The following is a 13,309-nucleotide window of genomic DNA, read 5'->3' on the forward strand; positions in this document are numbered from 1 at the left end:
CCGCCCGAAGTCCGTGCCCCGGCCCACGCCCTCGAGCAGGTGCACCAGCCGGGCCGCCGGCCCCGGATCCCACGGACCTTCGCAGACCGCCTCGGCCGTCTCCGCGAGAAGCTCCCGGACCACCACACCCAAGGCCTCCCACCGCTCCACCAGGCCAGAGCGCCCGAGCGTCGAGCCCACGGCCACCGCTGAGGCCCCGGTGGCAGACCCGTCAGGGGAGTCCGAGGCGAGACCAGTCGAAGCCGCCGCCGTGCCGGTTGACGCGGTAGAAACAGGCGCGGCGTCTGCTGCAGCCGCTGCTGCCGCAGACGCTCCGCCCGCCCCATCCGCTCCGGTGAAATCCATGTATTCATCCTCGCCCGCCATCAGGTTGGACGCCCGGACAGCCGGCACCACTGTGCACGGCAACGCCCGGCAACGGACCTGTGGAGGACGAGTCGCTGGGCCCGAGGTTGACGCGCAAGGTCGTCGGCCCGACTCCGGCCGTGTGGTGTTGACCACTCGGCCACCGTCCGCATATCCTGAACGAACGGTCAGTAAATAATCCGACCGCCATCGAACGTACGACGAGTGAGGTCACCATGGCTGAGCACACCAGCACGCAGGCCGGCGACGGCGGGCGCCTGCAGGCGGTCCTGTCGCCCGAGGACGAGGCAGGTCAGGCTCGCTTCGACGAGATCATCGCGCAGGACTCCCGCATCGAACCGCGCGACTGGATGCCGGAGGGCTACCGCAAGACGCTGACCCGCCAGGTGTCCCAGCACGCGCACTCCGAGATCATCGGCATGCAGCCGGAGGCCAACTGGATCACGCGCGCCCCCAGCCTGAAGCGCAAGGCAATTCTCATGGCGAAGGTCCAGGACGAGGCCGGGCACGGGCTCTACCTCTACTCGGCCGCCGAGACCCTCGGCACCCCTCGCCACGTGCTCAACGAGCAGCTGCTGACCGGCCGTGCCAAGTACTCCTCGATCTTCAACTACCCGGCGCGCACCTGGGCCGACATGGGCGCGATCGGCTGGCTGGTCGACGGCGCCGCCATCGCCAACCAGGTGCCCCTCTGCCGTGCCTCCTACGGTCCCTACGGCCGCGCCATGGTGCGCATCTGCAAGGAGGAGTCCTTCCACCAGCGCCAGGGCTTCGAGATCCTCCTCGAGCTCTCCCGTGGCACGGCGGAGCAGAAGAAGATGGCGCAGGACGCCGTGAACCGCTTCTACGAGCCGTCCCTGATGATGTTCGGCCCGCCGGACGCCGACTCCCCGAATTCGAAGCAGTCCATGGCGTGGAACATCAAGCGCTTCTCCAACGACGACCTGCGCCAGCGGTTCGTCGGCATGATCGTGGAGCAGGCGAAGGTCCTCGGCCTCACCCTGCCGGATCCGGACCTGCGCTTCGACGAGGAGTCCGGCAAGTGGATCCACAAGGACTTGAACTGGGACGAGTTCAAGGCGGTCCTCGCCGGCAACGGCCCCTGCAACGCCCAGCGTCTGCAGCGCCGCCGCGAGGCCCACGAGGACGGCGCCTGGGTGCGCGAAGCAGCAGCCGCCTACGCGGCCAAGACCAACGAGAAGGCGGCCTGATCCGATGACCGACACCACTGTCTGGCCCCTCTGGGAGGTCTTCGTCCGCTCCTCGCGCGGGCTGTCCCATGTCCACGCCGGCTCCCTGCACGCCCCGGACCAGGAGATGGCCCTGCGCAACGCGCGCGACCTCTACACGCGCCGCAACGAGGGCGTCTCCATCTGGGTGGTCCGCTCCGAGGACATCGTCGCGTCCGACCCGGGCGCCAAGGACCAGTTCTTCGAGTCGCCCAAGGGCAAGGACTACCGCCACGCCACGTACTACACCAAGAGCGAAGGGGTGAAGCACCTGTGAGCGGCCACGAGACCGCCGATCTGGACGAGTTCCAGAGCTTCGGCGACGTCACCGCCTCGGCCACGCGCGTCACCCCGGGCAACGCCCTGCGCCCGGAGGACATCGCCGTGCAGGGCGAACCGCCGTCGTCCGAGGCCGTCGCCGAGTACGCGCTCTGGCTGGGCGACGACGCACTCATCCTGGCCCAGCGCCTCTCCTGGTGGATCTCCCGCGCGCCGGAGATCGAGGAGGACATCGCGCTCGGCAACATCGCGCTGGACCAGCTCGGCCACGCCCGCTCCTTCCTCACCTACGCCGGCAAGTTCTGGGGCAAGACGGAGGACGACCTGGCCTACTGGCGCGAGGAGGAGGAGTTCCGTTCCTGCCACCTGATGGAGCAGCCCAACGGCGACTTCGGCGTGACCATCGCCCGCCAGCTCTTCGTCTCCGTCTACCAGTATCTGCTCTACACGCGGCTGGCCGAGTCCGCGGACTCGACGATCGCCGCCATCGCGGCCAAGGCCGTCAAGGAGGTCGACTACCACCGCGACCACGCCGCGCAGTGGACGCTGCGCCTCGGCCGCGGCACCGAGGAGTCGGCCGCCCGCATCCGCCGTGCCGTCGAGGACCTGTGGCCGTACGTCGGCGAGCTCTTCGAGGACCAGCCGTACGCGGACCAGAGGATGCACGACGACGTCGTGGCCGCCGGCGTGGGCGTCGCGCCGTCGACGCTGCGCGCCGAGTGGGACGAGCAGATCGCCGCGATTCTGGCCGAGGCCGGACTCGAGGTCCCGCAGGTGCCGTTCGCCATGGGCGGCGGGCGCCGCGGCGAGCACTCCGAGCACCTGGGCTACCTGCTGGCCGAGATGCAGGTGCTGGCCCGCAAGCATCCCGGCGCCAGCTGGTAGCCCGCAGCAGCCGACCGAGAACAGACCAGAGACCACGCAGGAACAGGACGCCAGAGACGAGGTGAACAGGGTGACCACCACCGCGCACCAGATGGACGTGGCGGAGCTGCGGCGCATCGCGGCCCAGGTGACGGATCCGGAGATCCCGGTGCTGAGCATCGAGGACCTGGGCATCCTCCGCGACGTCGCGGTGGACCCGGACGGGACCGTGGCCGTGACCATCACCCCCACGTACTCCGGCTGCCCCGCGATGGAGACCATCCGCGTGGACCTGGAGCAGGTGTTCGCGGCCCACGGGCTCGCGTCGCGGGTCGAGCTGGTGCTCTCCCCGGCCTGGAGCACGGACTGGATGACGGAGGAAGGCAAGGCGAAGCTGGCCGAGTACGGCATCGCCCCGCCCACCGGGACGGGCCACCGCGGCCGCGTCACCGTGGGCCTGACCGTCAAGTGCCCGCGCTGCCACTCGCTGAAGACCAAGGAACTCTCCCGCTTCGGCTCCACCTCCTGCAAGGCGCTCTACCAGTGCCTGGACTGCCTGGAGCCATTCGACTATTTCAAGGTGCTCTCATGACTGAAACCACTGCGGCCGCAGGCGCCGCCACGCCCGCGCCGGACGGCGGGGAACCGGGTCCGACGCCGTCCGGGCAGCCCGGGACGACGCCTCGGCGTCGTGCGGCCTTTCACACGCTGGAGGTCGCCGGCGTACGGCGGCTGACCGCCGACGCCATCGAGGTGACGTTCGCAGTGCCGGCCGAGCTCGAGGGGGAGTTCGACTACCTGCCCGGCCAGTACGTCGCCCTGCGCAAGGAGCTGCCCGACGCCGAGGGGAACGTGCACGAGGTGCGGCGCAGCTACTCGATCTGCGCCGAACCGACGCCGGGGGAGATCCGCGTGGCCATCAAGCGCGACCTCGGCGGCCTCTTCTCCACCTGGGCCAACGAGGAGCTCGCCGCCGGTGACCGGATCGACGTGATGAGCCCGGCGGGTGCTTTCGTCTCCAAGCGGATCACCGGCCTGAACGACCCGGCGTCGATCGACACGGACGCCGAGCACAACTTCGTCGCCGTCGCGGCCGGCTCCGGCATCACGCCCGTCATCGCGATCGCCCGGACCGTGCTGGCCGCCAACGAGAGCACCCGGTTCGACCTGGTCTACGCCAACCGCGCCGCCGCGGACGTCATGTTCCTCGAGGAGCTGGCGGACCTCAAGGACCGGTACCCGTCCCGCTTCGCCCTGCACCACGTGCTCTCCCGGGAGCAGCGCATCTCGCCGCTGCTCTCTGGCCGGATCGATTCCGAGAAGCTGACGCGGCTGCTGGAGAGCGTCATCCGCACCGAGGAGGTGGACGAGTGGTTCCTCTGCGGGCCGTTCGAGCTGGTGCAGCTCGCCCGCGACACCCTCGCGCGCCGAGGCGTGGACGCGGACCGCATCCGGTTCGAGCTGTTCACCACGGGTCAGCCGCAGAAGCCCGAGGGGCACGTCGGCCGGGCGGTCCAGGCGGACGACGACGGCGAGAACTACAGGATCGAGTTCCGCCTCGACGGGCTCGCCGGAGAGATCCAGTCGCCGGTGGCCGCCGGCGAGACGATCCTCAACGCGGCCCTGCGCGCCCGCCCGGACGTCCCGTTCGCGTGCGCCGGCGGCGTGTGCGGCACCTGCCGCGCCAAGCTGACCTCGGGCACCGTGAAGATGGCGGAGAACTACGCGCTGGAGCCGGACGAGATCGACGCCGGCTACGTGCTGACCTGCCAGTCCCGCCCGACCAGCGACGCCGTCGCCGTCGACTTCGACGCCTGACGCGCACCCCGACGCCCGAACCCGCGCACCCGAGGAGCATCATGATCGAACTGAACATCGCCGACGGCGTCGCCGAGGTCCTCCTCGACGCCCCCGAGAAGATGAACGCGCTGGACGAGGCTGCGCTCGCGGAGCTGGCCGACGCCTATGCCGAGGCCGCCACGGCGGTCGAGTCCGGCCGCGTGCGCGCGCTCGTGCTGCGCGGCGAGGGCCGCGGTTTCTGCGCGGGCCGGGACATCTCCGGCGTCGTCCCGGCGGATGACGACGTCATCGGCTACCTCGGCGGCCGTGTCCAGCCGCTGCTGCAGCAGATGAGCGCGTTCCCCGCGCCGACCTTCGCGGCCGTGCAGGGGGCCTGCCTCGGCGTCGGGCTCGGCCTGGCGATCGCCACCGACGTCGTCTACGTCGCGGAGAACGCCAAGATCGGCTCGCCGTTCGCGAACCTCGGGGCCACGCTGGACTCCGGAGGGCACTACCTCTTCACCGAGCGGCTCGGCGCGCACCGCACGCTGGACCTGATCTACACGGCCGAGCTGATCTCCGGCGCGGAGGCCGTCCGCTCCGGGCTGTTCAGCCGTGCCCTGCCCGCCGAGGAGGTCCTGGAGTTCACCCGGACGACGGCGGCCCGGGTCGCCCTGGGCGCCACCGGCGCCTTCCGTGCCTCGAAGGGGCTCGTCGCCCAGATCCGCGACCAGCGGCTCGGGCTCTGGGACTCCATGGCGCGCGAGAACCAGGCGCAGGCGGACCTGTGCGCCTCCGACGACTACGCCGAGGGGTTCCGCGCCTTCCAGGAGAAGCGGAAGCCGGAGTTTCGGGGCGGCTAGCGCTCTCCGCCGGGTCGGGGGGGTCCGCATCGCCCGGGGTCCGCATCGCCCGGGCGCTCAGCCTGGTCTTGGGCGCCCAGGATGGCCCGGGGCGCCCAGGATGGCCCGGGCGCCCCGCACTCCCCGCACCGCCCCGATGGCGCCGGCCGACGGGGCCGACTAGGCGGCCGGCGTGTCCTGCGCGCCCCTCCGCTTCTGCCACGGCCAGCGCCCGGTGATCTCCAGCTCCAGCGAGAAGCTGAGGAACGTGCGGACCAGGACGATGATCGCCAGCACGCCGACGGATTCGTAGGTCGGCTCGATCGCGACGGTGCGGATGATGTCCGCGGCCACCAGCAGCTCCAGCCCGAGCAGGATCGAGCGGCCGAGCCGCCGCCGGTACGCGTGGTAGACGCCGTCGCGCTCGTCCCGACGCAGCAGCGCCCCGACGGCGATCGCCGTGGCGACGACGATGCCGACGATGATCGCGGCGACCCCGGCCGCGTCGACGGCCTTGCCGACGAACTCCATCGTTGCTTGGAACTCCATGGCTTCTCCCTTCCGGGCCGGCCGCGGCGTTGCGTCGCGGCTGGTGCCCGGCTCGGCGGGCGGCGTAGATTCGACGGCGGCAGGCCGGTACGCCGGCGCATCGGATCGTTGAGGTGGTTCTGTGGGCGAGACTAGCCAACGCACCCGGGTCGGCGATACGGCCGAGGACGAGCTCACCGTCGGCCAACTGGCCGAGCGTAGCGGGCTGACGGTCTCCGCACTGCACTTCTACGAGCGCAAGGGCCTCATCCACAGCCGTCGGACGTCGGGGAACCAGCGCCGCTACCCGCGCTCGGTGCTGCGGCGCGTCGCCGTCGTCCGGGCCGCGCACCGGGCCGGCATCCCGCTCGCGACCGTCGCGGCGGCGCTCGAGCACCTGCCCCGCGACGGTGTGCCCAGCCAGGAGGACTGGCAGCGGATGTCCAGCGCCTGGCGGGACGAGATCGAGGACCGGATCGTGCGGCTGACGCATCTGCGCGACCGGCTGGACACGTGCATCGGCTGCGGCTGCCTCTCCCTGACCGCCTGTCGCATGGTCAATCCCGATGACGTCCTCGGCACCGAGGGCCCCGGCGCTCCCGCGCTCGACATCTGATGGTCCACTCGGCGGGCGTCCGGCAGGGCGCCACCGTGCGGGGCGCCACCGTGCAGTGCACTCCTGTGCAGTGCGTCACAGATGCTCCTTCTCCCTTGACCTCAACTAAAGTTGAGGTTCTAGCGTGAGTGGTGTCCGGAAGGATCCGGGCGTACCCCGAGGCATACGCGAAGGCGAGGGCATGACAGTCACCCATCACGAGACGGAAGCGCAGCGCGCGGCGACCGGCGAGCTGTTCCGCCGCGCGTTCCGCTCCCACCCGGCCGGCATCTCCATCGTCACGGCCATGGTGCCCGCGTCCGACGACGGCGCACCCGCCGGTCCCGTCGGGATCACGGCGTCGTCGGTCGCGTCCGTGGCTGTCGATCCGGCCGTGCTCTCGTTCTCCGTCTCGGGCGGACGGTCGGCGCGCCGCCTCCTCGAGGCGGACCACGTCGTCGTGCACCTGGTGGCCGCCGAGCAACTGGACGCGGTCCAGGCCTTCGCGACCCCCGGTGCCGAGCGGTTCGCCGAGGGCGAGTGGTACCGCACGGCCGACGGCGACCCGGTTCTCGCGGGCGTCCCGTGGGCACTACGCTGCCGGATCCTCGAGCGGCTACCGATCGGCGGATCGGTGCTGGTCGCGGCAGAGGTGCTCGAGGTCCTCGAGGGGGCGGGGGAGGGGACCCCGCTCGTCTACCGGGACGGTGCGTTCCACACCGCAACACCACTGTGACTTGCAGTGACAATGTGGCAGTCTGGGACATGGCTACGCGGTCGACGGCGCCTCGATGGCGGCTGGACGATTCCGCAGAGCACGGTCTGAAGTGAAGCCGAGTGCCGGAGTCCTGTTGACGCACCCGTCGCGGTGCGCGCACTGTGGGGCCGAGGCGCGTGAGACGTCACGAGCGTGCATCCTGCACGCGAACCAACGAAAGGAAGTGGCATGACTGCCAAGTACACCCTGCCGGAGTTGAACTACGACTACGCCGCCCTCGAGCCGCACATCTCGGCGCGGATCATGGAGCTGCACCACTCCAAGCACCACAACGCCTACGTCACCGGTGCCAACACCGCGCTGGAGAAGATGGCCGAGGCCCGCAGCAACGGCGATGCAGCCGCGGCCGCGAAGCTCTCCAAGGACCTGCAGTTCAACCTGGGTGGCCACATCAACCACTCGATCTTCTGGAACAACCTGTCCCCGGAGGGCGGCGACAAGCCGACCGGCGAGCTGGCGGCCGCCATCGACGAGTACTTCGGCTCCTTCGACGGCTTCGTCGGCCACTTCACCGGCGCGGCGACCACCATCCAGGGCTCCGGCTGGGCGATCCTCGCCTACGAGCCCATCGGCGGCAACCTGGTGATCGAGCAGATGTACGACCAGCAGAACGGCGTCCCGGTGGCGACCACCCCGCTGCTGATGCTGGACATGTGGGAGCACGCCTTCTACCTCGACTACCAGAACGTCAAGGCCGACTACGTCAAGGCCTTCTGGAACATCGTGAACTGGGCCGACGTCTCGGCCCGCTTCGAGGCCGCCCGCGCGGGTGCCCCGAAGCTCATCACCCCCGGCTCCTAGCCGGGTCGCCCGCCTCGTAGGCTCAAGGCGGGCTCAAACAACACGACGACGCCGCCCGGTTTCCCCGGGCGGCGTCGTCGTGTGCGGCTGACCGCCGGCGAGTGCACAGGTAGAATCCGTCCACGGCCCAGCTCCCGCCGAGGTCCGCTGCCTAGAGTCGGGGCCAGACGCCTCGAGGGCAGCGTCGCCCCGCAGCCGAGCCGCCTCAACGAGGAGGAGTACAGATGAACTCGAACCCGGCCAGTACCGAGCTCACCGCCGAGACGGCTCCGGACGGTGTGCCGCTGCGGCGCGGCGAGGACGCCGACGAGGCCCTGGGCGACCTCGCCGATGGCCCGGCCGTCCCGGCCTACGGGGCGCGCGTCTTCGCCGGGCGGCGGCTGCCCCGCCAGGGCGAGGTCATCGAGGAGCAGGGCCTCGCGTTCGACGTCGACACCCTCCTCCAGCGGCGTGGCCTCCTGAAGACGCTGGGGTTCAGCGCGCTCGCCGTCGGGCTCGCGGCGTGCTCGCCGACCCGGCCGGCGGTCGACGACGGCGTCACCGCCGAGCGGGCCGGCGGCGGCGCCGTGCCGGAGATCCCCGACGAGACGGCCGGCCCGTACCCGGGCAACGGCACCAATGGGCCCGATGCGCTGCACCAGAGCGGCGTGATCCGCTCGGACATCCGCAGCAGCTACGGCGAGGCCTCGGGCACGGCCGAGGGTGTCCTGCTGGACGTCGAGCTGCAGATCGTGGACATCGCCGCCGGGGACGCGCCCTTCGCCGGGGCGGCCGTCTACGTCTGGCAGGCGGACCGGGCAGGGCACTACTCCATGTACTCGGCCGAGGCCGCCGAGCAGAACTACCTGCGCGGGGTGCAGATCGCCGGACCGGACGGCCGCGTCCGCTTCCGGACCATCTTCCCGGGCTGCTACCACGGCCGTTGGCCGCACATCCACTTCGAGGTCTACCCCGATCAGGCCGCGATCGTCTCCGCCGACAACGCGATCGCCGTCAGTCAGATCGCGTTCCCCGAGGACGCCTGCGACGAGGCCTACGCGGTGCCCGGCTACGAGGCGTCGGTGGAGAATCTCGGCCGGCTGCGCCTAGGCACGGACCTCGTCTTCGGCGACGACGGCGGCGAACGCCAGCTCGCCGACGTCGTCCGGCAGGACGGGGGCTTCCAGGCGCGCCTGACCGTGGGCGTGGACACTCGCACCGAGTCGCACGCGGGTTGGGTCATGGGCTCCGGTCCGGGCACCAGCGGGGCGATGCCCGGCCGGCCCGGTCACCCCTGAGGCCCCGCCGTTCCGCGCCCCGGCCCTACTCCGGTACGCGGGTGGCGCGGACGACGACGTCGTGCAGCACCCGCGTCTGCCCGTCCGGCCGCGGGATCTGGCGTGTGTTTTGCCGGGCCGTCTCCACGGTCCAGAGGGCCGGGTCGAGGACCGCGACCATGTCCGCGAGGGTCACCGTGGCCGCCTCGGGCGGCTCGAACCCGTCGTCGTCCCGCGCCGGGATGGCGGACGCCGCCGGCGAGGCGGAGTCCGCAGGCGCGTGCGGGGGATGGTGCGGGTCATGCGGTCCGTGCGCGTCGCCGGGGGACGGGGAGCCCGCGTGCGGCTCGGTGTGCAAGTGGCCGACGATCAGCAGCGTGCCGCCCGGGGAGACCCACCGGGAGAGGCGTCGGTAGAACTCGAGCTGCGGCATGGCCGGATGGGCGTAGTGGGTCGTGACCAGATCCCACCGCTGCTCCGGCTGCCAGGTGCTCAGGTCGGCCTCCAGCCAGCGCACCCGCTCGGCGACCCCGGCCCCCGCGGCCCGCTCGGCGGCCGCCGCCAGCGCCGTGGCGGAGATGTCGGCCCCGGTGACGTCCCACCCGGCGGTGGCGAGGTACACGGCCTCCGCGCCCGTGCCGCAGCCCGCGTCCAGGGCGGTCCCGGGCCGGAGTCCTCGGGTCTCCTCCGCCAGGTACGGGTTGGGCGGGGTGGCGTGCTCGTCGCCGCGGGCACCGGCCTGCTCCCAGTGCTCCTCCCAGTACGCCTGGTCGAAGGCGTGCTCGCCGGTGTGCTCGCCGGTGTGCTCGCCGGTGTGCCCGCCGTGGGGCGCGGCGGTGGGCTCGGTCGCCGGCACACCGTGGGGCGCGGCGGTGGGCTCGGTCGCCGGCCCGTCGAGGTGCCGGTCGGCGCCGGCTGCGTGCTGATGCTCTCGGTTCTCCACGGCTCCAGTCTGCTCCTCGGCGGGCCGCCGCGGAAGCAGGCCGCGCCGGGGGTCCTCAGCGCGTATCGACGTCCTCGAAGATCAGGAAGGTCTGCGTGTCCAGCACGCCCGGCATGGACTGCAGCTGGTCGAAGATGACGTGCCGGAGCTCCGCGTTGTTCTGCGCGCGCACCAGCAGGATGACGTCGAAGTTCCCGCCCACGAGCCCGATGTGGTGGACCTGCTTGATGGCGGTGAGCCGCTCGCGCATCTCCCGCCAGGAGTGCTGGCGGAGCTTCAGGGTCACGTAGGCCGAGGCCTGCAGGCCGGCCTTCACCGGGTCGATCAGCGCGGTGTAGCGGAGGATGACGCCCTCGTCCTGCAGCCGGTTGATCCGCGAGTAGGCGTGCGCGCGGGAGATGTGGCACTTCTGGGCGATCGCGGTGACGGACTGGCGGGCATCGCGCCGGAGCTCGGCCATGATCCTCTCGTCGGTCGCGTCCAGCTGCACGGGCGGATTCTGCACAGCCCATCTCCTCTCCGGGGCGGGCCCGTCCACTCCGCACCCTGTAGTCCACGTCACGGCGACGATTCGTCTTCTAGGATAGGCGATTCGTTCTCACTTTTCTCTCACCTACCGAGAATCGGGATACGGACCGTCGCGCTGCGGCCATACTTGTTCACAACACTGCGAAAACTGTGAGCTGAACCATAAGGGGGCACGATGAGCACGTCGACTGACGGCGAGAGCGCGGTGGCGCTCGACGAGACCGCCCGCCGCTTCGGGATCACGCTGGAGGACTACCTCCTGCCGACGCACGGGTCCATCCGCATCCTCGCCGAGAACGGCGAGATCCGGCCCGTGGAGGAGCAGGGGACCGCCCCCGGACACGAGTACCCGATGCCGGAGCTGGAGGACCTGAAGGACGCGTACGAGGCCCTCGTGGTGGGCCGACGCGTCAACGACCAGAACTCGGCGCTGGTGCGCCAGGGCCGGATGGCGGTCTACCCGTCCAGCCACGGACAGGAGGCCTGCCAGGTCGCCGCGGCCCTGTGCCTGGGCGAGGGCGACTGGATGTTCCCCACCTACCGGGACTCCGTGGCCGTCATGACCAAGGGCGTGGATCCCGTGGAGACCATGACGCTCTTCCGGGGCGACTGGCACGGCGGGTACGACCCCACCGAGTACCGGGTCGGCATCCAGTGCACCCCGCTGACCACGCAGCTGCTGCACGCCGTGGGCGTGGCGCACGCGGCCAAGCTCCGCGGCGAGGACACCGTGGTCCTGGCCATGTGCGGCGACGGCGCCACCAGCGAGGGCGACTTCCACGAGGCCCTGAACTTCGCGGCCGTGTTCAAGCTGCCCGTGGTCTTCTTCGTGCAGAACAACCAGTACGCCATCTCCGTCCCGCTGGCGCACCAGACCGCGGCGCCGTCGCTCGCCCACAAGGCCGTGGGCTACGGCATGGCCGGCGAGCGCGTGGACGGCAACGACCTGGTGGCGCTGCTGGCCGTGCTCCGCCGTGCCGTGCGCCTGGCCCGTGACGGCTCCGGTCCGCTGCTCGTGGAGGCGCACACCTACCGCATGCAGGCGCACACCAACGCCGACGACGCGACCCGCTACCGCCAGGACGCCGAGGTCCAGGAGTGGATGGCCAAGGACCCGGTGACCCGGATGCGCGCCTACCTCGCCGGGCAGGGCGCCCTCGACGACGGCGAGGAGGAGCGCATCGCGGCCTCCGCCGAGGCCGTGGCCGCCGCCCTGCGCGACGGCCTCAACGCGGAGGTCGCCCCGGATCCGCAGGACCTCTTCCGCTACGTCTTCACCGAACCCACCCCGCAACTGCGCGAGCAGTCCGCGCTCCTGGCCGACGAGCTGGCGCGGACCGCCGCCGATTCCTCCGAGGAGGCAGCCCGATGACCGTCACGACCTCCTCGGACGCCAACGGCAACGTCAGCACCGCGACGGCCCAGGCGGTGCGCGAGACCGCCCGGGAGAGCGAGCGCCAGTCGCGCCCCGCCGCGCCCGTCACGCTCGCCAAGGCCCTCAACACGGCCCTCGCCGACGCCATGGAGGCGAGCGGCGACGTCGTGCTCTTCGGCGAGGACATCGGCACACTCGGCGGCGTCTTCCGCATCACCGACGGGCTGACGGCGCGCTTCGGCGAGCACCGCTGCTTCGACACGCCGCTGGCGGAGTCGGGCATCGTGGGCATGGCGGTCGGCATGGCGATGAACGGCATGCGTCCGGTGGTGGAGATGCAGTTCGACGCCTTCGCCTACCCGGCGCTGGAGCAGATCTTCAGCCACGTGGCGAAGATGCACAACCGCACCCGCGGGGCCGTCCGGCTGCCGATGGTCATCCGCATTCCCTACGCCGGCGGCATCGGCGGCGTCGAGCACCACTGCGACTCCTCGGAGAGCTACTACGCGCACACGCCGGGTCTGAAGGTCTACGCGCCGTCGACGGTCGCGGACGCCTACCGGATGCTGCGCGAGGCGATCGACTCCGACGACCCCGTGGTCTTCCTGGAGCCCAAGAAGCTGTACTGGTCCAAGGACGCCGTGGACCTGGACGCGCTGCGCGCGGCGTACGACGGCGGTTCCCGCTCGGGTGCCCCGGGGACGCCCCACGGCGCGGCGCAGCGGGCGGCGCAGCGGACCGAGGGCCGCGCCGTCGTCGCCCGCGAGGGGACCGACGCGACGCTGATCGCCTACGGACCGTCCGTGCCGACGGCACTGGCCGCCGCCGAGGCCGCCGCGGCCGAGGGGCGCAGCCTGGAGGTGGTGGACGTGCGCACCATCGTCCCCCTGGACGACGAGACCCTCTGCGCCTCCGTGCGCAAGACCGGCCGCGCCGTGGTGATCGCCGAGACGCCGGGCTTCGCCTCGGTGGCCAGCGAGATCACCGCCCGCGTGCAGGAGCGCTGCTTCCACTCGCTCGCCGCGCCGGTGCTGCGGGTGACCGGGTTCGACGTCCCCTATCCGGCGCCGAAGCTGGAGGAGTACTTCCTCCCCAGCGTGGACCGCATCCTCGACGCCGTCGACGACCTGCAGTGGGAGGCATAAC

General features: G+C 71.5%; 16 protein-coding genes. 12 read left to right on the top strand and 4 right to left on the bottom strand.

What is annotated here, in order from left to right; genetic code table 11:
* Nucleotides 1-186, bottom strand: a 186-nt coding sequence (locus RIN46_RS05020; protein ID WP_309109440.1) for a hypothetical protein, incomplete at its 3' end; no start/stop codon positions are given.
* 395 nt (nucleotides 187-581) lie between these two features.
* Between RIN46_RS05020 and paaA the strand changes: the two genes are divergently transcribed.
* The 6 genes from paaA (at nucleotide 582) to RIN46_RS05050 (ending at nucleotide 5,380) form a co-directional block, all read left to right on the top strand.
* The gene (paaA, locus tag RIN46_RS05025) at nucleotides 582-1,577 is read left to right on the top strand and encodes a 1,2-phenylacetyl-CoA epoxidase subunit PaaA (RefSeq protein ID WP_309082245.1); all 996 of its coding nucleotides are present in this window, start codon (nucleotides 582-584) and stop codon (nucleotides 1,575-1,577) included.
* A 4-nt stretch (nucleotides 1,578-1,581) separates the two neighbouring features.
* A complete protein-coding gene (paaB, locus tag RIN46_RS05030; protein ID WP_309082246.1) occupies nucleotides 1,582-1,872 on the top strand; it encodes a 1,2-phenylacetyl-CoA epoxidase subunit PaaB in 291 nt (96 codons plus the stop codon).
* Nucleotides 1,869-2,759: a 1,2-phenylacetyl-CoA epoxidase subunit PaaC gene (gene paaC, locus RIN46_RS05035; protein WP_309082247.1), complete on the top strand. Its 891-nt coding sequence runs from the start codon at nucleotides 1,869-1,871 to the stop codon at nucleotides 2,757-2,759. Before paaB ends, paaC begins: the two co-directional genes overlap by 4 nt.
* A gap of 91 nt (nucleotides 2,760-2,850) precedes the next feature.
* Complete coding sequence (gene paaD / locus RIN46_RS05040) at nucleotides 2,851-3,330, top strand: 1,2-phenylacetyl-CoA epoxidase subunit PaaD (protein WP_309082297.1); 480 nt, start codon at nucleotides 2,851-2,853, stop codon at nucleotides 3,328-3,330.
* Nucleotides 3,327-4,556, top strand: a complete 1,230-nt coding sequence (paaE, locus tag RIN46_RS05045; RefSeq protein ID WP_309082248.1) for a 1,2-phenylacetyl-CoA epoxidase subunit PaaE — start codon at nucleotides 3,327-3,329, stop codon at nucleotides 4,554-4,556. The genes paaD and paaE overlap by 4 nt, the downstream gene beginning before the upstream one ends.
* A gap of 41 nt (nucleotides 4,557-4,597) precedes the next feature.
* Complete coding sequence (locus RIN46_RS05050; RefSeq protein WP_309082249.1) at nucleotides 4,598-5,380, top strand: enoyl-CoA hydratase-related protein; 783 nt, start codon at nucleotides 4,598-4,600, stop codon at nucleotides 5,378-5,380.
* 159 nt (nucleotides 5,381-5,539) lie between these two features.
* On the opposite strand, the gene RIN46_RS05055 is transcribed toward RIN46_RS05050, so the two are convergent.
* On the bottom strand, nucleotides 5,540-5,908 hold the full coding sequence (locus tag RIN46_RS05055) for a DUF1622 domain-containing protein (protein WP_309082250.1): 369 nt from the start codon (nucleotides 5,906-5,908) through the stop codon (nucleotides 5,540-5,542).
* 121 nt (nucleotides 5,909-6,029) lie between these two features.
* On the opposite strand from RIN46_RS05055, the gene soxR reads away from it, so the two are divergent.
* The 4 genes from soxR (at nucleotide 6,030) to RIN46_RS05075 (ending at nucleotide 9,338) form a co-directional block, all read left to right on the top strand.
* A complete protein-coding gene (soxR, locus tag RIN46_RS05060) occupies nucleotides 6,030-6,503 on the top strand; it encodes a redox-sensitive transcriptional activator SoxR (RefSeq protein WP_309082251.1) in 474 nt (157 codons plus the stop codon).
* 181 nt (nucleotides 6,504-6,684) lie between these two features.
* Nucleotides 6,685-7,218 carry a flavin reductase family protein gene (locus RIN46_RS05065; RefSeq protein WP_309082252.1) on the top strand — a complete coding sequence of 178 codons (534 nt, stop codon included), beginning with the start codon at nucleotides 6,685-6,687 and terminating at the stop codon, nucleotides 7,216-7,218.
* A 210-nt stretch (nucleotides 7,219-7,428) separates the two neighbouring features.
* Nucleotides 7,429-8,061: a superoxide dismutase gene (locus RIN46_RS05070; protein ID WP_309082253.1), complete on the top strand. Its 633-nt coding sequence runs from the start codon at nucleotides 7,429-7,431 to the stop codon at nucleotides 8,059-8,061.
* A 224-nt stretch (nucleotides 8,062-8,285) separates the two neighbouring features.
* Nucleotides 8,286-9,338 carry a 3,4-dioxygenase subunit beta gene (locus RIN46_RS05075; protein ID WP_309082254.1) on the top strand — a complete coding sequence of 351 codons (1,053 nt, stop codon included), beginning with the start codon at nucleotides 8,286-8,288 and terminating at the stop codon, nucleotides 9,336-9,338.
* Between the two features lie 25 nt (nucleotides 9,339-9,363).
* Here the strand turns inward: RIN46_RS05075 and RIN46_RS05080 are convergent, their stop codons facing one another.
* Together RIN46_RS05080 and RIN46_RS05085 are read right to left on the bottom strand one after the other, a co-directional pair.
* Nucleotides 9,364-10,260, bottom strand: a complete 897-nt coding sequence (locus RIN46_RS05080) for a class I SAM-dependent methyltransferase (protein WP_309082255.1) — start codon at nucleotides 10,258-10,260, stop codon at nucleotides 9,364-9,366.
* Between the two features lie 55 nt (nucleotides 10,261-10,315).
* On the bottom strand, nucleotides 10,316-10,765 hold the full coding sequence (locus RIN46_RS05085) for an Lrp/AsnC family transcriptional regulator (protein WP_309082256.1): 450 nt from the start codon (nucleotides 10,763-10,765) through the stop codon (nucleotides 10,316-10,318).
* Between the two features lie 198 nt (nucleotides 10,766-10,963).
* Here RIN46_RS05085 and pdhA point away from each other — a divergent pair, with 198 nt between their 5' ends.
* The gene (pdhA, locus tag RIN46_RS05090; protein WP_309082257.1) at nucleotides 10,964-12,160 is read left to right on the top strand and encodes a pyruvate dehydrogenase (acetyl-transferring) E1 component subunit alpha; all 1,197 of its coding nucleotides are present in this window, start codon (nucleotides 10,964-10,966) and stop codon (nucleotides 12,158-12,160) included.
* Nucleotides 12,157-13,308, top strand: coding sequence for a transketolase C-terminal domain-containing protein (locus RIN46_RS05095; RefSeq protein ID WP_309082258.1), 1,152 nt, complete (start codon nucleotides 12,157-12,159; stop codon nucleotides 13,306-13,308). Before pdhA ends, RIN46_RS05095 begins: the two co-directional genes overlap by 4 nt.
* The last annotated feature ends 1 nt before the right edge of the window (nucleotide 13,309 follow it).

This window comes from Zhihengliuella sp., from assembly GCF_031178195.1.
Lineage (GTDB): Bacteria > Actinomycetota > Actinomycetes > Actinomycetales > Micrococcaceae > Zhihengliuella.